Origin of the sequence: Sunxiuqinia elliptica, assembly GCF_900113005.1 — a bacterium.
Lineage (GTDB): Bacteria > Bacteroidota > Bacteroidia > Bacteroidales > Prolixibacteraceae > Sunxiuqinia > Sunxiuqinia elliptica.
The window spans coordinates 54,272-77,639 of the sequence record NZ_FONW01000010.1; the positions used below are offsets into that span (position 1 = coordinate 54,272).

Below are 23,368 nucleotides of genomic sequence, written 5' to 3' on the forward strand. Positions count from 1 at the left end.
AAATGAAACGGGGGCTTTCCAAAAAGAAGCCCCCGTTTCTTAAATCTTGCACTTATTCAATCGGTCGAATTGTAAACTCAAATGAATAATCTTTTACCTCCACCTCGTATTGGGGCAGTACGCCCGGACCACAAGTTGCGGTTCCAACACCGGTTTGTTCGGCATCCAAATGAATGGTCACCTTTCCGGTGCGGTACAATTCGTTGATATGTTTGGCCTTTTCGATTACCTCATCGGAATAAGGACGAACACTAAACTGAAACAGTTTCTCCGAGTCAAAAGCCAAACCTTTTCCGGCTTTGTTTGTCAGGTTCATCCAACGGGTATCGGTTCGGTTACCTGTAGCCTGTGGAACCACATAATAGTGGAACATACGCTCGGCAGTTGTTTGGTAAATACCAATGCGTCCCGACTGCTTCCTGTCAGCTTGTGTTTCATGGTCACCACGGCCCAAGTAGCTCACTTGGTTGTAGCTATCCTGCATTTCAAAAGTCAATCCCACACGAGCAAAGGTTTTCACCAGGGTATCCACCGGAGTCAATTGTGTTTCAATGCTGAGTTTTCCAGCTTTATCCAAGGAGTAAACAAAAGTTACATCACCCACCTTTTGATCTTTTGCATTGGTCAATTCCACAACGGCAGTTCCGCCTTTCGAGTTCGTTTTTACTGAACGGGCAGTCTGCTTCAACTGATTGATTCCAGCCGCTTTCCATAAGCGCGCACTTTTCCTGTCCCGGTTGTCGTTTTCCGTAATCGGACGATACAAACTTAAAACAACAGGTGATGCCAGCATCTCTTCGCCATTCACTGTGTATGATTTTAAGGCACCGGTTTCCTCATCAATTTGAATCGCCACTTTTGCATCACTTTTCACAGTGCTTTTCTTTTTGAATGACTCTTCAGCGATTACAAATTGATCGTAAGCCACCTCTGGCAATTCGTCGCTCCAGCTTGGCTGCTCATTGGGTGTCCAGCTTAAGTCCAGGTAAGCCTCACCAGTCTGTTTTGGAAGCTTCACTTTTCCCAAGGTAACTGTAACCAGTTCCTGAGGAGCAGCGTCAATCACCTGGCTTCCTGTCTCAATGACTTGTCCATCATCACCCGTAACTTTCCAGTTCAGCGTGTAGGCATTCAGGTTCGTAAAATCAAACCAGTTTTTAACCGAGATGGTCAGGTTTTCCGGATCAACCAAGGAACTTTTGATATTCTGATACACCTTCTTCACTTCATACAAGTGCGGATGTGGCTCACGGGCTGCATTAATCAAACCGTTGGCACAGAAACTTCCGAAACTGGGAACATTCTCGGGACCATAGTCGCCGCCGTAAGACCAGTACCATTTACCATTTTCATCCACTTCGCTGAAGGTTTGATCCACCCAATCCCAGATACAACCTCCCTGAGCCATTGGCTCACTTTCGAACACATCCCAGTAGTCCTGCAAACCACCAACGCTGTTACCCATGGCGTGAACATACTCACACAAAATAAACGGACGGTAGATATCGTCACGCGAAACATATTTTTTAATGTCATCCACGCTGCGGTACATGCGGCAATAAATGTCGGTATTGTAGTTTTCCTCGGCCCGTTCATACTGAACCAAGCGCGAAGGATCAGCAGCTTTTAGCCAGTCGTAAGTGCGCTCAAAGTTGATGCCATTTCCGGCTTCATTTCCCAACGACCAAATAACAATGGCCGGATGGTTTTTAGACCGATGAAACATACGCTGAACACGATCCATGTGAGCAGGCAACCAGGTAGAATCCTTCGCCAATGAAGCTGGTCCGTAGCCCATTCCGTGTGACTCAATATTGGCTTCATCAATCATGTAAAGACCATACTGATTACACAGCTCGTACCAATACGGATGCGTTGGATAGTGCGAATTTCGTACCGTGTTAATGTTGTGCTGTTTCATCAACAGAACGTCCTGCAACATTAGTTCCTTGCTCACCGTACGTCCTTTTTGTGAGTGCTCATGACGGTTCACCCCTTTCACCAAAATCGGTTTCCCGTTCACACAAAACTGTCCGTTCTTAATTTCCGATGTGCGGAAACCAATCTGGCGTCCTGTCAGGTGCTCGTCCCCTTTCGCAGTTTCCAGTTCCAGTACCAATTGGTACAAGTAGGGATTTTCAGCACTCCAGGCATTCACCTTCGAAATCACCTGATCGTTCAACTGGTAACTTCCGGTTCCTTCAGCAAAGTTGCCGGCAACTTTTCCGGAGAATACCGTTTTGTTTTGCTGATCCAGTAGCTGGTACTTCAGCACGGGTTGATCTTCTGAAAAGCCTTCAACCAACACATCCAGACCGAAAATACCATCCTGATAGTTCTCCTTCTCCAACGAAGCCGTTACGGTATAGTCTGCAATATGTGCTTTTGGCGTGCTGTACAGATACACGTCCCGCTCAATACCACTCAGGCGCCAAAAGTCCTGACACTCCAGGTACGATCCAGCGCTCCAGCGATAAACTTCAACCGCCAAAGTATTGTCTCCTTCAGTCAGGTAGTCCGTAATGTCCCATTCTGAAGGCGTTTTTGAGCCTTGGTTGTAACCCACCAGCTCGCCATTCACCCAGACATAATAAAAGGAAATTACCCCTTCCAAACACAGCACCACACGGCGTCCATCCCAGTTTTCAGGCACAGTAAACGTCCGTCGGTATGAACCCACTTCGTTTTCGGCATAAGGCACCAAGGGAGGATTCTTCTTAAAATTGAACAGCTCGTGATCAAATTCGTAGTTCTCATTCACATAAATTGCCGTACCATATCCTTGACGTTCCCAGTTTCCGGGCACCTGAATATCTGCCCATCCGCCGGTATAAAAATCAGGTTGGAAAAAGTCTTTGGGCCGGGTATCCGGATTTTTCACCCAATGAAACTTCCAGGTTCCGTTCAAACTTTGGAAGTAAGGCGAGGTTTCATACTCACCCGACAAAACAGACTCTTTGTTTTGATAAGGCCACACGTAACTGTGTGGTGCCAATTTATTGAGTCCAACAGCGTACTGACTTTGCCACTCCGGCAATTCCTGCGCTGCAAGCGGGAACAAAGCCATTCCCAGCAAACATCCCAATAATAAAAAGCTTAGTTTCTTCATTCTTTATTCTCTGGTTATTAATTACAATTTGAATGACACAATGCTTCCCTCTAAAAAAGCTTTTCCCGGGATGAAGCCCATCGAATGAGTTTTCATCTCGGGAAAAACATGAAGAACAAAGCAGGTGCCTACTCGGCAAGAATATCTAGTTCTGCAATTCCAAGGACTTCCTGTCCATCAGCAGCAGTGTTTGTCGCAAATTTTAAAAAACGGGTGGTTACTTTCTTTCCAAACTGAATGGTTTGGGTAATCGGATTATTCCGAATATTTGAAAAGTCGCCTGCTGTCAGTCTCGTCCAATCTTCTCCATTGTCACTGGTATAAATCTGGTAATTGAGTGCGATACCTCGGGACCAACGCGCCTGATCAGGTAAGTAAGTTAATCCAGAGAAGGCAATTGCTTCTCCAAAATCAATCACCACTTCCATCTCCTTCTTCGGACTTACCCAACTGGTATTCGGCTTACCATCAAACAAGTTTAAGTTGGAAGAGCTGGACTCTTTTAGCGTCCATTTTTCTTTCGACAGTCCAAATGTTTGGGTTCCCACTTCTCCGTGGTTTTCACCACTATAAACAACTGCTTTAATCGTTCCTTTTCCATCGAAAGAAAATGGTGCCGTATATTTTTTCGATTGACGAGATGGGCTTGAGCCATCAATGGTATAAAAAACTTCGCCAAATTTTTCGGGAGACAAGATGCTCACCATGCCTTGCTGGTCGCGACGAATAGTTGGTTCAGCCAAAAGGACTGGTGCATTGTAAGCAGCTACTTTCGTAATCATTACCGGAGCCAGGGTTTCTTCAAAACTTATCCGTACTTTTTGCGTGGTAATCGGAAGAAAGCGCAAAATCCGTTTGTAACCGATTGTGGTTTCTTTAGCTAATTCAACCCACTCGTTGTCGTTCAAATAATCTACCCGGAAACTTTTTACTCGCTGTCCTTCAGGAATGTATTCTTGGATAAGCAGACGGTTCATTGTTACCGGCTTTTGAAAATCAATCTCCAGAAAGCTATTCTCCTCATTGCCCTTCCAGTATGAATCGTAGTTATTGTCAAAAGCCTTTTTAAGTTTCTTCTTATTGTTTGACGAGAAACGGCACTTTGATGTCACTAAGTTTTCTTTGAAATCCAAATCCAATTGGCGCTTCCACTCCAACAAGCGCAAGGAGTCAATTGGATAAACCAATCCTCGCTTATCAGGCGTAAGGTTAAGTAACAGCAAACTGTTTCGTCCGACACTTTCATAGTAAATATCCATCAATCGAGGCAATGACTTCATCTGGTGATCTTCTGATGCATGGTAATACCATCCGGGTCTTACCGAAACATCCGTCTCTGAAGGCAACCAACGGGTTCCGTTTTCATGGCCTTCATTCAATTGCGCAGGCAAACTTTTGTCTTTGCTAAACTGATCTTTCGGCAACAAGGTACTCCAGTGTTTTTTCCCAGCGTGTCCTTCTTCATTGCCAACCCAGCGGATATCAGGCAAGCCGCCACCATGCACAATACAATTGGGCTGCAACTCTCTCACAATATCAATAAAACCTTGCCAGTCGTAATAGTCTTTGTCGATTTTCCGTGTATGTAGCGAATCTGTTCCATAGTATCCCCTTCCGCCATTGGCTCCATCAAACCAGATTTCGAACAACTCGCCATAATTGGAAAGGAGTTCTGTCAATTGATTTTTAAAGTACTGATTGTATTCTGGCTTGCCATAATCCGGATGATTACAGTCCCATGGGGAAAGATACAAGCCCATTTTTAGACCATGTTTTTTACAAGCTTCAGCAAATTCACGGACAACATCTCCCTGCCCGTTTTTCCATGGTGAATTCTTCACACTATGTTCGGTATAAGCGGAGGGCCACAAACAAAATCCATCATGATGTTTGGCCGTTAAAATGACACCTTTCAGTCCAGCATCCTTGCAGATCTTTACCCACTGTTCGCAATTGAGCGCAGTCGGGTTAAAAAGTTGTGGAGACTCATTTCCATAGCCCCACTCCATGTCGGTAAACGTGTTGACACTAAAATGGACAAATGCAATCGTTTCCATCTTTTGCCAACGCATCTGTAGATCCGTAGGCTTTGGAAGCTTTTCCTGAGCGGTCGCTCCAGCTATTGAGGAGAAGAGGAGTATCGACCATAAAAATCGTAATAATTTCATGCGATTGTTTTTAGGACGCACAAAACTCCTGTTGAGATCCAAAGCCCCAGCTTATTTGTCGCCAGAAACAATAGATCTCACAGTAGTTTTATGAGTAGTAAGTAGTCGTAAAAGTTATAAAAATGATTAATTCAATATTGGATCCTGATATTGTTGCTGCAGCTCTTTCAACTTTGCTTTAAGTCCAGCAGCCAGTTCTTTGTATTCAGCCTGACCATACAGGTTATTCATTTCTGCCGGGTCATTCTTCAAATCATACAGTTCCCACTCATCAATATCATTGTAAAAATGAATGAGTTTGTAGCGATCCGTGCGAACACCATAATGCCGTTTTACAGCATGCTCGCCAGGATATTCATAATAGTGGTAGTATAAAGCATCGCGCCATTCAGCTGACTTTCCATCTTCAACTAAAGGCAATATTGATTTTCCCTGAATATCGGCAGGAACAGGAACTCCGGCTAAATCCAAAAAGGTTGGTGCATAGTCGATGTTCTGAACCAGTTGATCAATCTCTCCATGCGCATCATAACCTTTAGGGAAACGCATCAGCAAAGGAGTGCGGAACGACTCTTCATACATGAAGCGCTTATCAAACCAACCATGTTCTCCCATGTAAAACCCTTGATCAGAAGTATAAACAACCAAGGTATTTTCAGCCAAACCATTATCATCCAAGTATTTTAACAAGCGTCCCACATTGTCGTCCAATGATTTTACGCTGGCCAAATAATCTTGCATATAACGGTTGTATTTCCACTCTGCCAATTCTTTACCTTTCAAATCGGCTGCTTTAAAATCAGCAATAATGGGGTCATAAACAGCATCCCAAGCTTTGCGCTGCTCATCAGTCATGCGGGCATACTCTCCGTTTTCATAAGCTTTTCGATACTTGGTTTTGATCTCCCCTTCTTTATCCAACATTTTCAGGTCGTACACCAAATCCATATCTTCAATAATGCTCATCTCTTGCTCCGCAGCTGCCGTCCGTCCCTCATAATCATCGTAGAAAGTCTCAGGAATTGGGAATTGCTGATCTTTGAAAGCCGTCAAATTTTCAACGGAAGGCATCCAAACCCGGTGCACTGCTTTGTGGTGTACCAACAAACAGAAAGGCTTCTCCTTGTCACGTTTGTCCAGCCAATCGGTACTGAAATCGGTAATGATATCAGTCACATAGCCTTCGTAATGTTGCCGCCCATTGGCATCAATAAAATCAGGATTGTAATAGCTTCCCTGTCCTGGCAAAATATTCCAATGGTCAAAGCCTGTTGGATTACTTCTCAAATGCCACTTTCCGATCAAAGCCGTTTGATAACCCGCTTGCTGTAATAATTTTGGGAAGGTTTGTTGGTTGCCATCAAAGGTATCTGAATTATCTCGCTGTCCGTTGGCATGACTGTGTTTACCGGTTAGCATAACCGCACGACTTGGTGCACAAATTGAATTAGCCACAAAACTATTGGTGAAGGTTACCCCTTCGTTTGCCAAACGATCCAAACCTGGGGTTTGAATAAACCGATTGTCGTACGCACTCAGAGTTTGGTACGAATGATCATCGGTCATGATAAAAATAATGTTTGGTTTTTCAGGTTTAGCCTCTTTGGGTGCCGATGAGGTACATCCGCCTCCTAAAGCAGCCATTCCAAAGAGTAGTAATAAATTTTGGTTCATAGTATGTAAATTGTTAGTTCCTATTTGTCGTTCAACAAAACTAAAAAAAACAATCATTGGCTTTAGCCTCTAACTGAAACTAAAGCCAATAAAAAGTCTCTTATTCGACGATAATTTCATCGACAAACAACCAAGCTGGCTTTCCTTCGCCGTTGTGTCCCTTCGGACAAGCATTAGTCTTCGCACTTACACGAAGGTACCTGGCGTCTTTGCCATAGGTCGTTTTAAAGTCATGAATCACTTCTTCTGCATTTTCGTCAATTGGATTGCTAATTGTTTCAATAACCTCATAGACAACCCCATCCGCAGAAGCTTCAAAGGTAACTTCCTTCGGCATAAAAATCCAGCCTTTGTATTTTTGAAAACAGCCTAATGTGATATTCTTAACCACTTTGCTTTTGCCCAAGTCAATTGTAGCAACCATATCATTGCCATTGAATCCATGCCAGAATTTGCCAACAGTTGCTGTTCCACGCACCCCATCAGTCAATGAATTTGGGCCATCTGCCAAGTAGTAAGGGCTAACTGGATAAGTGTAGTTCACATCGCGACCAATCGCTTGATGCATCACAAATTGTTGTTGGGCTGGCACAGCTCCTCTAATTTGACCATGTAACACCACAGACGCTTTCAATAGCACCGTTGATTCAATTTCAATCGGTTGGGTGTATTTTTTACTTTCCAGAGTTGGTTCTGTTCCATCTAAGGTATACACAATCTCACCATTCAGAATCTCGGTAGATAGTGCCACCAACAATTTCCCGTCCTGAGAAACTGGTTGAATTGCTACCGTGAAGTTTCCTGGGCAATACCGTAATCCTTTCAATTCATATGCCCGGTATTCTTCCTGAATACGCGTGTTAAAGCTCTCCCAATCCTTCTGTTCTTTTGGCGTCCAAACCACTTCTGCCAAGGCTGCCATACGCGGCAATACCATGTATTCCAAGTGTTCAACGGTAGAGATATGTTCCGTCCACACATTGGCCTGAGCTCCGAGTACATAATGGGCATTCTCAGCGGGTAGTTCTTCGGGAATTGGTTTATAGTGATAGACTTTTTTCAGGTTGTTTAAACCACTAAAAGCCAAAGGCTCTCCTGCTGGTCCAGCCTGATAAAAGTCGAAATAACAGGGATTAACCGGAGTCATTACCACATCATGATTCATTTTCGCAGCTTCAATACCGCCAGCTTCACCCCGCCAGCTCATAACTGTTGCTTCCGGCGCCAATCCGCCTTCCAGTATCTCGTCCCATCCGATCATCTTCCGGTTTTTGCTAATCAAGAATTTCTCAATTCGTTTGATAAAATAACTTTGCAGTTCGTTCTCGTCTTTCAAACCTTCCTCTTTAATACGGGCTTGGCAGCGATCACACTTTTTCCAAGAATCTTTGTTTACCTCATCGCCACCAATATGAATGTATTCAGAAGGAAACAGATCAATCACCTCTGTTAATACATTCTCCAAAAATTCGAATACGGCATCGTTGCCCGCACAATAGTTTGAAGAGGTATTGGAGTAGTCGCCTCCGGTTAAAGGCAATTGAGGTTGCTGAGCACAGCTAAACTCCGGATAGGAAGCGATTGCTGAAGCAACGTGTCCAGGCATTTCAATCTCAGGAACAACGGTAATATTCCGCTCCGCAGCATAAGCAATAATTTCTTTGATTTGCTCTTGTGTGTAATAGCCTCCATAGGTTGGTTCCTCTCCTGCTTTAGCTTGTGGACGATCGCCCCAAGGAAATTGAGTTTGGTCAACTCGCCAGGCACCAACATCAGTCACCTTTGGATATTGCTTGATTTCAATACGCCATCCCTGATCATCAATCAAGTGCCAGTGAAAAACATTCAATTTATACGAAGCCATGAGGTCAATATATTCTTTCACGACCTCTGGCCCGAAGAAATGACGGCTCACATCAAGATGCATTCCACGCCATTTAAAACGAGGGTAATCTTCAATTTCGAGACAAGGAAGCTCCAACTTCGCGTTGGTTCTGATGGGGGGCAACAGTTGCAGTAACGATTGCATTCCGTAAATAATCCCTGCCTTTGTATTTGCTTTTATTTCGATGTGATCAGAAGTTACCTGTAACTGATAGCCCTCTTTGCCAATGGTATTAATTGGGTCGAGGCTCAAGCGTATGGTCTGAGCTTTTTTCTTATTGAAAGGTAATTCGTAACCGGAAATCTCGCGAATCGCTTTGCCGAAAAACGCAGCAGCTTCTTTCAATTCTGTCTGGCTTTTTTTGAATTCGATTGCGGTATTCTCCGTAATAACAAACTTTCCCGAATGCACCTGCATGGACACAGGCTGTGGAATAATTCCTGTTTTTTGCTTTGCCGACAACAACAAAGGAAAAAACAGGACTAAAAAGACTAAATTTTGAATTTTCATTTTCAAAATGATTTAAGGTTATACAATTTTATTCTTCACGATTTCAATCTTCTCAATGTCCTCCAGCACCATCAACTTCTGGTTAACCTTGCATCCATTCAAATGCATTCCGCGGGTATCAGTCTTTATTTCGTTGATAAACCCGTACCCAATCCACCTGCATCTCAACAGGTAAATCTTCAGCATTTACCGGTCCGGGCCAATTGCCACCCAGTGCCTGATTTAAAATGATATAGAAATTTTGATCAAAAGGCCACTGAACTGCATCTTGCCCCTCCACTTTGGGGTAAGTAAACGTTTTCTTGCCGTTAATCAAAAAATCCAACCGATCAGGATACCATTCCAATCCAAAAACATTAAACTCACCTTCCTTAAACGAAGCTTTTGCAAAATAAATTGGATTGTCTTTTTGCTTCAGCTCATCGACATGCGATGAATGTATTGTTTGGTAAAAATAAGGATCAAAATTTAAATGCTCCATCACATCAATCTCACCACTCTTCGGCCAACCGCCATAAACGCCTTCAGCAGGCATCATCCAAATAGCAGGCCAAGACCCCTGTCCTTTGCTTAATTTAGCTCTTACTTCAAGCTTTCCGTATTTAAAATCGAATTTTCCTTTGGTTTGAATACAACCAGTCTGAAATTGTGCGGTATCCTCCGGATTCTCATTAACGGTACCTCTCAGGTGAAGTACACCATTAAAAACCTCAGCATTTTCCAATTGGTCCGTGCAATAACAGGCCCAGTCCGGACTTCTTCGACCACTAAAACTCCATTTGGTCGCATCCGGAGCTCCATCGGTTTCGAATTCATCATTCCAAATCATTTGCCAATCCTTGTTATCGGCTTCCAATTTCGAACATGAACAAAGCATCAGTATTACGAACAAGTTCAAATAAATAATTTGTCTTTTCATTTGCTCAATCTGTTTATTTCCTACGTTCTATTTCGTCGTTAAATTTCGTAAAACAGGAAACAGAGGCCACAAATGTATAAATACATTTTGAGTGGCCTCTATTTCTTGTTCTAACTTAGTTTAAGCTTAATCTAAAGCACCGCTGTTAGCCTCTAAAGGCCAACCCGGATTTTGATAAATTACGGAAGTCGATAAATCGCTTGAATTTTCTGCAGTAATAATGAAATGCTGAATGGCAATGGGTTCTAAATAGTGAGCAGCAGTCCAACGGTAACCATCCCGTACCAAGTTGGAATTATTCATGTTGATCCGGTATGGACGCAAATATTGACTATCATCAGCCCCCGACACGTTGGGAGTTTGATCCGGAGTTCCGGCCCCAATCAATCTTGAAACACCATCTTCATCGTTGTACCAATCTTTCATTGGTCCCCAAAGTTTAAATCCTTCCACGATGTATGGATTTGTTTTTAGCTGATCTAAAGCACGCCAGCGTTTCAAGTCAAACATACGCATCCCTTCTGCTATTAGCTCACAACGACGCTCCCTACGAATGTTGTACAGAGTTTTATCGGTTAACAACTGGCCTGCCGAATAAGCTGCAAAGTCATTCTTCGCCTCTTCACTCATCTCTGTGGCGTTAACCGTAATGTTGTAGTCGGTGTTAACGCCTGCTCTGGCACGAATAGCTTTCCAATACTGATCTGCTTTTCCGTTGATATGGCCTTCCTTCAAATAAGAAGCTTCAATGTAGTTCAAATAAGCTTCAGTTGCCCGGAAAACAATGCTTCCAATTGATCCGGCACTTCCTTCTGATTGTGCTTCTAGATATGAAAAACCTTTTTTAATTGCGTATCCTGTTACATAACGCACTTCATTAATCCCTAAAATATCAGGATAACCTTCCAAAACAGGCGTTCCATCAACATTGGTTTTATCAATGTATCGTAAATCGCCTGGGCTTTTCATGAATAATTGCAAGCGGTTATCACGATCTGTTTTAACTATTTGAATGGAGTCGTCGCCTGCAAAGCCAGACTGGGCTGCATAAATTGGCAGTCCGTTGCTCATCAGGAAGTTATCGACAAAACCACGAGTGTAACCAGTATTTCCTCCATTTTGATTGATGTAGTGATTTACATTGTGATTAATCCCTTGACTTGGGTCATAGGCACGCCACAAAAGCACCTCGCTGTAGCCACTCATATCCTCATTCGCAAACATGGCGGCATATGGATTTTCAGAAGAATTGTAACCATCATCCATTGTATTCTCAACCAATGGCACATTGTCGGCTACCGTTTCTGCCGCTTCCATAGCCTCTCCAAGGAAATACTCAATTTCCGAATCAATATTGATGCTGAAATTATCCACCTTGCCATTACCTGGCCAACCAGACCCTCCTGGTACCTGAGCTGTTCCTTTGTGGTATTTTAGCCAAGTAGCTTCGTGAAGCGCTACCCTGGATTTAAACAACAAGGCTGCATTCTTTGAAATCCGATTTGTTCCATAAGGTGAGTTTTCCTTCAGCAGCACAATGGCCGAATCTAAATCAGAAATAATAAAACGAGCAACCTCATTCCGTGGTCGACGTTTCGACGCTAAGACGAGCTCATCAATCTGGTCTGTTAAGGTGTTTTTCACAATAGGGAAATCACCGAATGCTTGCACTTTATTGAAGTATTCATAGGCACGCAAGAAGTACATTTCGCCAATATAATGTTTTACATTATCGGCATTTCCTCCAATTTCTCCTGCTTTCCAACGAGGCAATACGGTTTCAAGAAAGTAATTGTATTGGCGAATGTTAGAAAATCCCCAACTACCTCCTGACTGAGGAACCCGGTATTCGCCTGGCACCCATCGGTTGTTATATTCACTGGTTACCTGGTTGTCAGTATGATTATCACGAGAAAATGTTCCAGGTCCCCAACCTCCATGAGTTGGGAAGTTGTACCGATTAATAGTATAAGCTGCCAAGTCAGCTTCATGCCATAAATAATCATTGGGAGTTACATTCGATAATGGCTCACGGTCTAAGTATTCATTGCAAGAAGTAAACGCGACTGCAAGCAACAAAATAACCGCATAAATTGAATATGTTGTTTTTCTATTCATCGTTTCAATCAATTAAAAGTTAACACTTAAACCACAAGAGAATACCTTAGCCAGAGGATACGTTTTTCCATCATTCCATCCTCCTAACCCAACTGTTTCCGGATCGAATGTATCGATCATATCTGTCAGGGTCAACAGGTTATCTCCAGAGATATAGAAACGCACTTTATTCATTCCCAATTTACTTGTTACGATCTTAGGAATAGTATATCCCAACTGCAGGTTTTTTAAACGTACATAAGCAGCACTTTGCAAGTAACGGGTTTGTGTTTGTTGATTTTTCTTAGTTCCGAAATAGGGTTTTGGGAAATAAGCATCTGTGTTGACGTCAGCATGTCCAGCCTGAACCATCACTGAGTTTTCATCGCGGAAATAATCCATATGAGTTGTAAATCCGGCCGATTGCCACATACCTCCACTAGCACCCCAGAAATAAGGACCGTTAGGCATCCAATCTCTTTTGCCAACACCTTGGAAAAGTGCTCTAAAGTCAAAGCCTTTCCAATTCGCAGATAAATCAAGACTAAACCGATAACGCGGAGTTGAGTTTCCAATGATTCTCCGATCACCTGTATCTCCTAATAAGCCAGATCCACCGTCAATCTTACCATCATTATTTAAGTCAGCATACATGATATCTCCAGCTCCCCATTTACTTGATAAGTTACTTTGACTAACATTAGTCAAATAAGTATCCATTTCGTCCTGGGTTTTTGCTATGCCAACCGTTGTATACCCCCAGATTTCGCCAACTTTCTTACCATTATACCATGTGCTAATTTTATTGGTTGGATTTGGATAGTTGGTAATTTCTTGCTGGTCATCAGAAAGAACTCCACGTACTGAATAGCTGAAATCGCGAATGCGGTCTTTCCAGACCACTTCCAGTTCAAAACCGTAGGATTCCATGTCGGCATTATTGATCTTTGGAACACTTGTTCCTAAAATGACGGGAAGTTCAGGAGCTGGCCCGACCATATCAAATGTTTTCCGTTTGAAATAATCAGCATTCAACATCAAACGATTATTTAGCATCGCTAAATCCAGACCAATATTCCAGCTTGTAACACGTTCCCAAGTTAGCAAGGTACTAATCAAACCGGGAGCGCTTGCAGTGTTTGGTTTTTCCCCACCTAATAGCCACGAACCATTATTGATTCCTACTGGCATCTGTGCAAAAAACGGATACCAATTTGATGTATTTTGGTTTCCAAGTTCACCGTATGAACCTCTCAGTTTAAATGTCTGAATCAAATTATCGAAGGTCCAAAAGTTCTCTTTAGCCACATTCCAGCCTAAAGAAAAGGAAGGAAATAAATTCCAACGTTTATCATCCAGGAAGCGTGATGTACCGTCGTAGCGAGCATTCACCTCCAACAAATAACGTTCTTTGTAATTGTAATTCAAACGACCAAAGAAACCGGCAGTTGCCCAATGTTGATATTGGCCTTCTTCAGCTTTGCTATTATCGGTTGCCGTATTAATGGTTGGTAAAGAAGGCGAAATCAAGCCACTTCGTGAAGCAGCCAAGGTTCGATACTTCATCAATTCCGAGTTGAAACCGCCCATCAGCTTAAAGTTATGTTCCTCGTTAATATCAAACTCGTAATCAGAATAGATATTTGAAGTAAAAAAGTTATCAGCACGGTCATACTCATACACAGAACTATAACCAGCCGAGTTCCATACAACACCTACAGGATAGGGATTTTCTTCCACATCATAGGCATAAGCCGGAGTTACATCCTGGTGCTTAGTATAGTACTTTACCCGATAGTTGCCGTCAACATAAATGTTCCAATTTTCAAGCGGGTTAATCACCAACTGTCCTTGCAGATACACCCAGTCAGAACGATCGTTCGTACGCCCACCATCACGAAGCTGTATAATTTCAGTTGGCATCGCATAATAACCATTAGGATCTTTCACCGGTACGGTTGGCCAGCGCCGTGCAATGTTATGAAAAAATAAGCCTGACTGCTGCGTGGCCTTTTCATAATCTTCACGAATCAACTTTGAGTTGTAGTTAAAGCGAACGTGCTTGCTCAATTTGGCATTTAGCTTAGCCGTAATAGCATAACGACTAAATTGGTCATCAGAGTGACGCGCTAATCCTTCCTGATCTAGAAAATTTCCAGAGACGTAATAACGAATATCGTCATTTCCACCGTTGATGCTTACTGAATGTTCCTGTGCAAATGCAGCATCGCGATAGTGTTCTTTAAACCAATCGGTATTGGCATTCGAACCTGTAAAATACTGCCAGCGATCGCCATTCTTATTGGCAATGGTTCCATAGTCAATCTCCCCTCTTTGATATTGCAAAATACGATCAATAACTTCTTGAGAGAATTTAGCACCTTGTCCATCGTTTGCCGATGCTTCATTCCAATACAAAGCAAATGTATAAGAGTCCAACATCTCAGGAAGTCCCAGAGGTGTTGTTAATCTGAAGTTGTTGTTGTAGTTGATGGTTGTTCGCCCTTCTTTCCCGGTTTTTGTTGTAATCAGTACAACACCGAAAGCTGCACGAGATCCGTAAATTGATGCCGCAGCAGCATCTTTCAGTACCGAAATATTTTCGATATCCTGTGGATTAATGGAATTCATATCTCCTTCCATTCCGTCAATCAATACCAAAGGCGATGCGTTGGAGCCATCACCAATTGTTCCGGCACCACGAATGTTAAAACTAAGGCTTTGATTTAATTCGCCCCCTAAGCCAGAAGTTTGAAAGTTCAATCCAGGAACAAGGCCTTGCAACGCTTGACCTACATTTTGTACCGGGCGAGATTCCAGCACCTCGGAAGTTACATTGGACACCGAACCAGTAAGGTTCACTTTCTTTTGAGTACCATAGCCAATCGCCACTACTTCCTCAATGCCAATTGTCTCTTCTTCCAGTGTCACATCGATTGCAGCTTGACCTTCAACAACAATTTCTTTACTTCTCATCCCCACAAAAGAGTACACCAGGGTTGCTCCATTAGGCACATCATGCAAGGTATAAACTCCGTCAAAGTCAGTAATCGTTCCGTTTGTTGTTCCTTTTACAATGACGGTAACCCCCGGTAAAGGAGCGCCATCCATATCAACAACCTTCCCCTTTAGCTCATCGATTTGAGCCATTACTCCAGTTTTATCATCCGCACGTGGAGTAATCAGGATCAAATTGTTGGTCATCACTTTGTAGGAAATCTCCATGCCACTAAATACGCCATCCAAGATTTCTTCCACACTCTTTTGTTCCTGCCTTACAGAAACCGTGCGATCCAAGTCGATGAACTTTTCATTGTAGAAAAAACGGAATTCTGTTTGTTCTTCAATTTGTTCCAGAACATCTTTTACGGTACAGTTATTCAGATTAATCGACAAGGTTGTGTTCTGCGAATACACCGTTGCCGATAACTGCGTCACTCCCAACACAATTAACAAAAATGTAAGTTTCATAGTCAAAACAAATTTCCTGGAAAGGCGCACAAGATTACCTTCCCGGCATTTCAGTTTTTTTTTCATAAATTTGAAATGTTAATGGTTTTTGATTTGTTACTGACAGGTTGAAATTTGACAGTAACATGATTTAACTTATACAAAGAGAGATCTGGCAGGATCTCTCTTTTTCTATTTTAGTAGTTTCTCATATTTCTTCAATTCTTCTGGGTTTATGGTTAGCAATACTTCGTTTTCATTCAATTTATAGTTAATCGGAGCCAGGTAAGTGATGGCAGTCAGCACCTGTTCCAGTGTTTCATCAGTAATTGTCAGGCGAAGTTCATACGTTTTAAGACGATCATCGGTAAACTCGAATTCAACATCATAACGGCGCTCCAAAAGTTTGGCGATCCCTTCCAAGTTGATCTTCTCAATCACCCATTCATCTTTAAACCAACTAACTTCAGAGCCACCATCAGTCGTTAGAACACTTAATTTTCCGTCATCTGAATTATAGACTGCTTTCTCTCCCGGTGTCAAGATCACTTGGCGATTTTCTCCAAACGCGATACCTTTGTTAACCGCAACAGAACCTTCCATCAAAATCGTTTCAACATGAATTTCTTCGGGGTAAGCTTTTACATTGAATTCAGTCCCTAAAGCCTCGACTGAAACTGAACGGGCGTTGACCACAAAGGGAAGCTGCTTATTCTTTGCCACATGGAAAAAAGCTTCGCCACTGAGCTTTATATTCCGATTCATTCGTCCGTAGTCTTCATTGTATCGAATCGTAGTCCCCGCATTGAGCCAAATCTGAGTTCCATCAGCAAGCTTTAGGTTGGTTTGAGAACCGTAGGGTGTGGAGTATTCAATCCAGTTGCTTGCCATTGAACTCCATTGCATTTGCCGATGTAGCAATTGGTATCCAACCGCACCAAACAACACTGCCAATACGATTACAGCTGCATAACGAACTGCAGGAGATAAGCGTTTTACACGCCCGGCAAGCCAATTGCGCTTATCCATCTGCTGCTCCATCTTTTCCCAAGCACGATCAACATCAATGCTTTTCTCTCGCTGCAGCATATGATCCACTTCCCAGATATCAACTAACCGGGAAAACAAATCGCTATTTTGCTCATCCTCTTCCAGCCATACATTCAAGTCTGATGCATCACAAGTATCCCATTGTCCGCTTAAATAGCTAACAATAGCAACTTTTATTCGATCTGGTATTTTTTGATTCTGTGTCATTAATCCCGTTTATATAGACAGGACACAAAATCAGGAGACAGGTATTACAACGCGATTAAAAAAAGTCAGGAAATTTTAATAAAAGTAATGGCAAGTAGTCTTTTAGGCCTTTTCGCAACTTCACCAAAGCTCTGTATATCTGAACTTTTACCGTATTTTCAGAAATATTCAGCTTTTCTGCAATTTCTTTGTGAGTCATCTCTTCAAATCGACTCAGGTAGAAAATTTCACGGCATTGCGGCGGAAGTTGTTCGATCTCGTATTTAATCTTTTCCTCAAGCTCTTTGCTCAACAAGTCATTAAGTGGATACTTATCCGAAATGGTATAAGTCATTTTCAAATCAAGCAATTGAACCTCATTCTCAGAAACCGTCTTTTTCTTGCTCTTTTCCCGGCTTAGATAGTTTAAACACGAATTTTTGACTGCCTTGAACAGGTAAGAAGAAACAGAGCCAGTTATCTGAATCGATTTTCTCCTCTCCCACAACTTTAAAAATATTTCCGAGACAATATCTTCCGCAATTTCTTCTTGCGAAACAAAACTAATAGCATAAGCACATAGTCTGGCGTATTGTGTCCGGAAAAGTATTTCAAAGCTTTTCCTATTCCCATTAAAAATTGATCTTAATAGCTCCTGCTCCAGATTCATTCATCCCTAATTTGCTACGAATATAAAGATGATTTTGGTATATATGAGCAACTTAGTCCAAAGTTATTCAAGTGGGATCTATTGTTGTAGGCGATTTGCGCTACAAATAAGTTCCAGAACCAATCAACCGAGAAGCCTGATTTTATCCGAACTAAAGACCAACAAATGGGATCTCTAACAGCCAATCAAACGGTTTTTCTATTTTTGCAGTCTTGTTTTATAGAAATAGATCGTCAGATTTTTAGGTTTCAGCATGGAAGCCATTTGTAATACCTAATTTTGAATGGATTAACAGAAATGCTAAACTAAGAATCGAACGACTACGGAGTTTCAACATACTATTGTCAATACATATCTTGAATTTAAATTTCCACCATATTAATCTGCCGGTAGTAACGATCCTTGATGAGATTCAGGAGAAACTACAAGCGACCAATACACTAATTGTAAACGCTCCTCCCGGAGCCGGGAAAAGTACCTTGGTGCCCTTGGCTTTACTGCAACAGGCAAAAGCCAGCAATCAGAAAATCATTCTGCTGGAACCTCGTCGCTTGGCCGCAAGAGGCATTGCCGAACGAATGGCTTCTCTACTCAACGAAGAAGTTGGCGAAACCATCGGATACCGCATTCGATTCGAAAACCGGATTAGTTCCAAAACGCGCATTGAGGTTGTCACCGAAGGCATTCTAACGAGAATGCTGCAATCCGACAATTCGTTGGAAGGTGTCGGCACAGTAATCTTCGATGAATTTCACGAGCGAAGTATTCATGCCGATTTGGCCCTTGCCCTTTGCCGGGAAGCACAGCAGGTTTTAAGGCCCGATTTACGAATCGTGATCATGTCGGCCACCTTGAACCTGCCTCAATTATCAAGCTTATTAAAAGCCCCGGTTGTGCAGTGTTCCGGGAAGCTTTTCCCAGTTGACATGATCTACACCGGAGAAAACGACATCCGGCTCATTGCAGAGCTAACGGCTCAAACAGTACTTCGCGCCATCAAAGAAAAAGAAGGTGACGTGCTGGTATTTTTGCCTGGCGAAGGCGAAATCAAAAAATGTGAGCGTTTGCTTCGGAACGAACGCCTAAATCTAGAAGTTCATCCACTTTACGGAGCACTTCCAAAGCATAAGCAACTGGCTGCAATCTTTCCAAGTCCGCAAGGCAAACGCAAAGTTATTTTGGCTACTTCAATTGCTGAAACCAGCCTCACAATTGAAGGCGTGCAGGTAGTTATTGATTCGGGCTATGCACGTGTTTCCCGTTTCAATCCCCGAACCGGCTTATCACATCTTGAAACCGTTCAGGTCCCCAAAGATTCGGCCGATCAGCGAGCTGGACGGGCCGGCAGACTTGGCCCCGGCAGCTGCTACCGCATGTGGACCAAAGCCACCCACGAACAACTTGCAGAACAACGTACGCCGGAGATCCTGGAAGCGGATTTAGCCAGCCTGGTTCTGGATTTGGCTCAATGGGGAGTGACCGCACCGGAACAACTCTGCTGGCTCAATGAACCGCCCCGTGGAACCTTTAAACAAGCCTCAGAATTATTGCATGAGCTGGAAGCGCTGGACGATGGAAAAATCACGGCATTGGGCAAGCAATTACACCGCCTTCCCTGTCATCCCCGCATAGCTCACATGCTGATTATGGCACAGGATAACGGCCATGTTTCACTGGCAACTGACCTGGCTGCTATTCTGGAAGAACGGGATCCGCTAGGCCGGGAAGCAGGCATTGATATTAACCTTCGCATTGAAGCTCTACGCAAGCAGCGCTCCTCTCAACGCATCAGTAAAAAGATGAAACGGATTGAGAAAGTTGCGGAGTCGTACCGAAACGTTATCGGTTGCGAACCAAGTAACGAAATGGTCAATCCTTACGAAACAGGTCTGTTACTAGTTTATGCCTACCCCGAACGTATTGCTTTTGCTCGTCCCGGAAACAATGCGCAGTTTCAATTATCGAATGGCAACATTGCCATGGCCGGACATAAAGACGAACTTGCCCACGAAGCCTGGTTAGCAGTTGCCCATTTGAACGCCCGCGAAGGCATGGGATCCATTTTTCTGGCATCACCCCTCAACCCAACTGATTTAGCCCCTTTGGTGAAAGAGCGGGAAGTAATTGCCTGGGACAGTAAGAAAGGCGGATTGATTGCAACAAAAGAACTCCGAATTGGGGGCATTGTTTTACAATCAAAACCACTCCCAAATCCAGATAGCGATCAAGTCTTAACGGTCCTTACAGAAGCCATATCCAAAGAAGGTAAACACCTGTTAAACTTTGACGAACGCGTTACCCAATGGCAAAACCGGGTGATAAGTTTGCGACACTGGAATCCAGAAGCGCAATGGCCGGATGTTTCAACTGAAAATTTGCTACAAACCAATCCGAATTGGTTAACGCCTTACCTTCAAAATATACGCAAGCCAGAAGATCTAAAAAAGATTGATCTCGAAAGTGCCTTGCATTATCATTTAAGTCAGGAGCAACAACAAATGCTTGATAAATTAGCTCCACAAAAACTGAAAGTACCCAGTGGCTCGGCCATTAAGCTGTCTTATCAGTCCAATGGCGAAGCCCCCGTTCTGGCGGTGCGCTTACAGGAAGTATTTGGCATGGAGGATACTCCCAAAGTCAACAACGGGCAAGTCAATGTTTTAATGCACCTGCTTTCCCCGGGATTTAAACCGGTGCAGATTACTTCAGACCTAAGAAGCTTCTGGAACAATGCCTATTTCGAAGTAAAGAAAGAACTGAAAAGGCGTTATCCGAAACACGCTTGGCCAGATGATCCATGGACCGCCGAGGCCCTGCGAGGTGTAAAACGGAGGCAATCGTGACAGGTACAGGAACAGGAAAAGGCGAAGGCACAGGAAAAGGCGAAGAGCGAAGAGGAAAACTACAGTTCAAAAATCTAACGATCGATCATCATGACTAGCAATATAAAAATAGTTGCTCCCGGAAAAAACGGACAATTAATTGGCGAACAGGGTGAGTTGGTCACTCCTCCCGCAGGCTGGAGCTTCCTTCCTGCGGGCGATGCAGGAGTTACCCGCAAAGTAACGGCACAAGGAAACTATTGGCGCGTTCAGTATAAAAAAGGAAGAAAGACCATCTCCAAAGGAGTTTGGGCTCCAACTGATACCATAGCAACAGCCAAACAGCAAGTTGCCGCCGTAAGAAGCACGGAAGGTTACCAAAAGAAAAGAGCTGCAGATATTCAGCGACGGGGAAAAAAGCAACAGTTGTATGAAGGCGAGTTTTTACAGGCAGTTGTGAACTACTTGAACTTTCATGCGTCTTATGCAGCATTTGCCCAGCAAATGGCTCAGGCAATTACCCGGCATGCCATTCCGGTGGGAAGTGGCACGGTTGCGCGCACACAACTCATTCCATTGGAAGAAAGAGCGGCCAAAGCAGTTATTGCCTGGATGCGACACCAGACCACCGCCTACGATAACCTAAAAATAGCGCGTATCAAAGGCGAACGAAGAGCTGTCCGTCGACAACTAGCCCAACAATCCGTCCAGCTGCTAAGCCGATACCGAAAGGGCGAAGCAATTCTCCCCAATTGTCCGCTCATGAAAGCCATTCAGAAACAAACAAAATTGAATCATCATGAATAAACTATGCCCTTGTGGCTCACAGCAAATGGCAGCCGACTGCTGCTTAGCGATCATCTCAGGAAAACGTCAGGCAGCCACCGCACAGGAACTGATGCGATCCCGCTACGTTGCGTTTACCCAAGCAAACGGAGCTTACCTCATGCGAAGCCACCACCCCAAAACCAGACCGATAAAAGAACAAAAAGCCATTGAAAACTGGGCTAAATCCGTTCAATGGATGGGCTTACAAATTCTGAACACCCAAGGAGGTCAAGCCAACGATTCAAGCGGCTATGTGGAGTTTAAGGCACTCTACCTGGAAAACGGGCAACTGCAACAGATCCACGAGAACTCCTTTTTCAAAAAAGAACAAGGCCAGTGGCTTTATTATTCAGGGATACACAAAGGGTAAGCCCCATTCTGACTCTAACCCAAATTACTTGACAACAAAAAACGGATTGAGCAAATTTTGCTTATTGTATTCGAGGGGAGTTCCGGTGTTAAGCTGATAAATGTTTTTCCCAGTCGCTTTAACGATAGCATGTCCGGCAGCGGTGTCCCATTCCATGGTTGGCCCAAAGCGCGGATAAATATCCGCTTTTCCTTCAGCAATCATACAAATTTTCAAAGAGCTCCCCCGGCTCAGCACCTCAATATTTGGATAGTCCTTCCTTAAGGTGTCAATAAAGTCCTTCGTTTCCTGATTCATAAAAGACCGGCTGCCAACAACCGTATAAACAGACTGATCTTTAGCAATGGGCAACTTCAAACCCTGCTCTTTCATTTCAACAAAGCTGATGTCCGTCTTGTCTGTCTCCATTTTGTAGGCTCCCTCTCCCTGAACGCCCACATACAACTCTTGGGTAACCGGAACATAAATAACCCCGACAACAGGTGTTTGATTTTGCATCAAAGCAATGTTAACCGTGAATTCCCCATTCCGATTTACAAACTCTTTAGTCCCATCAACAGGATCGACCAACCAAAAACAATCCCAATCTTTCCGCAACGGGTATTCGGGTTGCTGGTCTTCTTCACTCAACACAGGCACTCCGCTTTGTGTTAAAAGTTCCAAAATAATCCGATGCGAAGCTTTATCGGCCAGCGTTAACAGGCTACGATCAGCTTTTAACTCTACCCCAAACTCTCCTGACTTGTATATTCTCATAATTTCATGCCCCGCTTTAACTGCGGCATGAAGCGCTAGATCCATTCTTTCGACCAACTGGAGTCGACTTTTATGATCGTTTCCTTCAATATTCATCTTCAAACCCACTCTTTTAGTGTTCTATTTAATCACGAATATCTTTTAAAAGATGCTCCATGCACCCTTGTGTAGCTTCTTCGAGACTTAACGTTCCACAATCAATTGCCAATGCCATATTCCGTGGCTCCTCAAAAGGTGAGGTAATTCCTGTAAAGTTTGCAAGTTCACCAGCCTGCGCTTTTTTGTAATGTCCTTTGGTATCTCTCGCTGAGCACACCTCCAAGGGAGTTGACACAAACACCATCGTTAAGGCATGACCAATAATTTGATGCACCATTTCGCGTATTGCCTCAGTTGGAGTCACAAACGAACAAACAACCCAATACCCTTTACGCGCAAATAAGGCAGCTAATTCCGCTGCTCGCCTGATATTTTCCTGTCGGTCTGCAATTGAGAAGCCCAAATCTTTATTAATTCCCTTTCTTAACTCATCTCCATCAAATGAAATTGTTTTGACTCCCAGAGCCAACAGCTCATTTTTAACGCTATTCGCTAAGCTTGTTTTTCCTGCACACGGTCTTCCAAAAAACCAAATAACCTTTCCTTCCATCTGTTTAAAATTAGAAACAAGACACTAGATTTTAGATATTAGTAGATGATCGGATATTCGGATGCTCGGAATTATGTGTACCCTTCATTATGAATGTAATGAAGTTTGCCCTACTGGCAATAGGCCTTTTTTTAATGTTTCGAATCTCCATTTTTCCGTTCTCCAATTTAATCATTATCCTAGGAGTCAAAAAATCTTTGTCTTTGTTATTTTACATTTCCTATT

14 protein-coding genes are annotated in these 23,368 nt (G+C 43.2%); 3 read left to right on the top strand and 11 right to left on the bottom strand.

The genetic code is table 11. From position 1 onward, the window contains the following. Positions 1 to 52 precede the first annotated feature (52 nt). The 9 genes from BM156_RS16010 to BM156_RS16050 form a co-directional block, all read right to left on the bottom strand. A complete protein-coding gene (locus BM156_RS16010) occupies positions 53 to 3,109 on the bottom strand; it encodes a glycoside hydrolase family 2 TIM barrel-domain containing protein (protein ID WP_093920910.1) in 3,057 nt (1,018 codons plus the stop codon). A 128-nt stretch (positions 3,110 to 3,237) separates the two neighbouring features. Next, positions 3,238 to 5,277 carry an alpha-L-fucosidase gene (locus BM156_RS16015; RefSeq protein WP_093920911.1) on the bottom strand — a complete coding sequence of 680 codons (2,040 nt, stop codon included), beginning with the start codon at positions 5,275 to 5,277 and terminating at the stop codon, positions 3,238 to 3,240. Between the two features lie 126 nt (positions 5,278 to 5,403). After that, on the bottom strand, positions 5,404 to 6,951 hold the full coding sequence (locus BM156_RS16020) for a sulfatase family protein (RefSeq protein ID WP_093920912.1): 1,548 nt from the start codon (positions 6,949 to 6,951) through the stop codon (positions 5,404 to 5,406). A 100-nt stretch (positions 6,952 to 7,051) separates the two neighbouring features. Further along, positions 7,052 to 9,346, bottom strand: coding sequence for a glycoside hydrolase family 20 protein (locus BM156_RS16025; protein ID WP_093920913.1), 2,295 nt, complete (start codon positions 9,344 to 9,346; stop codon positions 7,052 to 7,054). Between the two features lie 118 nt (positions 9,347 to 9,464). Then, complete coding sequence (locus BM156_RS16030) at positions 9,465 to 10,265, bottom strand: glycoside hydrolase family 16 protein (protein ID WP_093920914.1); 801 nt, start codon at positions 10,263 to 10,265, stop codon at positions 9,465 to 9,467. A gap of 126 nt (positions 10,266 to 10,391) precedes the next feature. After that, entirely contained in the window at positions 10,392 to 12,383 is a 1,992-nt protein-coding gene (locus tag BM156_RS16035) for a RagB/SusD family nutrient uptake outer membrane protein (RefSeq protein WP_093920915.1), read from the bottom strand. A 12-nt stretch (positions 12,384 to 12,395) separates the two neighbouring features. Continuing rightward, positions 12,396 to 15,833 carry a TonB-dependent receptor gene (locus tag BM156_RS16040; protein WP_093921008.1) on the bottom strand — a complete coding sequence of 1,146 codons (3,438 nt, stop codon included), beginning with the start codon at positions 15,831 to 15,833 and terminating at the stop codon, positions 12,396 to 12,398. 171 nt (positions 15,834 to 16,004) lie between these two features. Then, positions 16,005 to 17,069: a FecR family protein gene (locus BM156_RS16045; RefSeq protein ID WP_093920916.1), complete on the bottom strand. Its 1,065-nt coding sequence runs from the start codon at positions 17,067 to 17,069 to the stop codon at positions 16,005 to 16,007. A 55-nt stretch (positions 17,070 to 17,124) separates the two neighbouring features. Continuing rightward, entirely contained in the window at positions 17,125 to 17,718 is a 594-nt protein-coding gene (locus BM156_RS16050; protein ID WP_093920917.1) for an RNA polymerase sigma-70 factor, read from the bottom strand. Positions 17,719 to 18,074: 356 nt separating this feature from the next. Between BM156_RS16050 and hrpB the strand changes: the two genes are divergently transcribed. The 3 genes from hrpB to BM156_RS16065 all read left to right on the top strand — a co-directional run bounded on the left by hrpB (position 18,075) and on the right by BM156_RS16065 (position 21,738). After that, positions 18,075 to 20,561, top strand: coding sequence for an ATP-dependent helicase HrpB (gene hrpB / locus BM156_RS16055; RefSeq protein ID WP_093920918.1), 2,487 nt, complete (start codon positions 18,075 to 18,077; stop codon positions 20,559 to 20,561). A 90-nt stretch (positions 20,562 to 20,651) separates the two neighbouring features. Next, a complete protein-coding gene (locus BM156_RS16060) occupies positions 20,652 to 21,347 on the top strand; it encodes a DUF2293 domain-containing protein (protein WP_093920919.1) in 696 nt (231 codons plus the stop codon). Next, a complete protein-coding gene (locus BM156_RS16065; protein WP_093920920.1) occupies positions 21,340 to 21,738 on the top strand; it encodes a YchJ family protein in 399 nt (132 codons plus the stop codon). Before BM156_RS16060 ends, BM156_RS16065 begins: the two co-directional genes overlap by 8 nt. Positions 21,739 to 21,762: 24 nt before the next feature. Here the strand turns inward: BM156_RS16065 and cysQ are convergent, their stop codons facing one another. Both cysQ and cysC read right to left on the bottom strand, forming a co-directional pair. After that, positions 21,763 to 22,590: a 3'(2'),5'-bisphosphate nucleotidase CysQ gene (cysQ, locus tag BM156_RS16070; protein WP_093920921.1), complete on the bottom strand. Its 828-nt coding sequence runs from the start codon at positions 22,588 to 22,590 to the stop codon at positions 21,763 to 21,765. A gap of 28 nt (positions 22,591 to 22,618) precedes the next feature. Continuing rightward, on the bottom strand, positions 22,619 to 23,143 hold the full coding sequence (gene cysC / locus BM156_RS16075; RefSeq protein ID WP_093920922.1) for an adenylyl-sulfate kinase: 525 nt from the start codon (positions 23,141 to 23,143) through the stop codon (positions 22,619 to 22,621). Positions 23,144 to 23,368 lie beyond the last annotated feature (225 nt).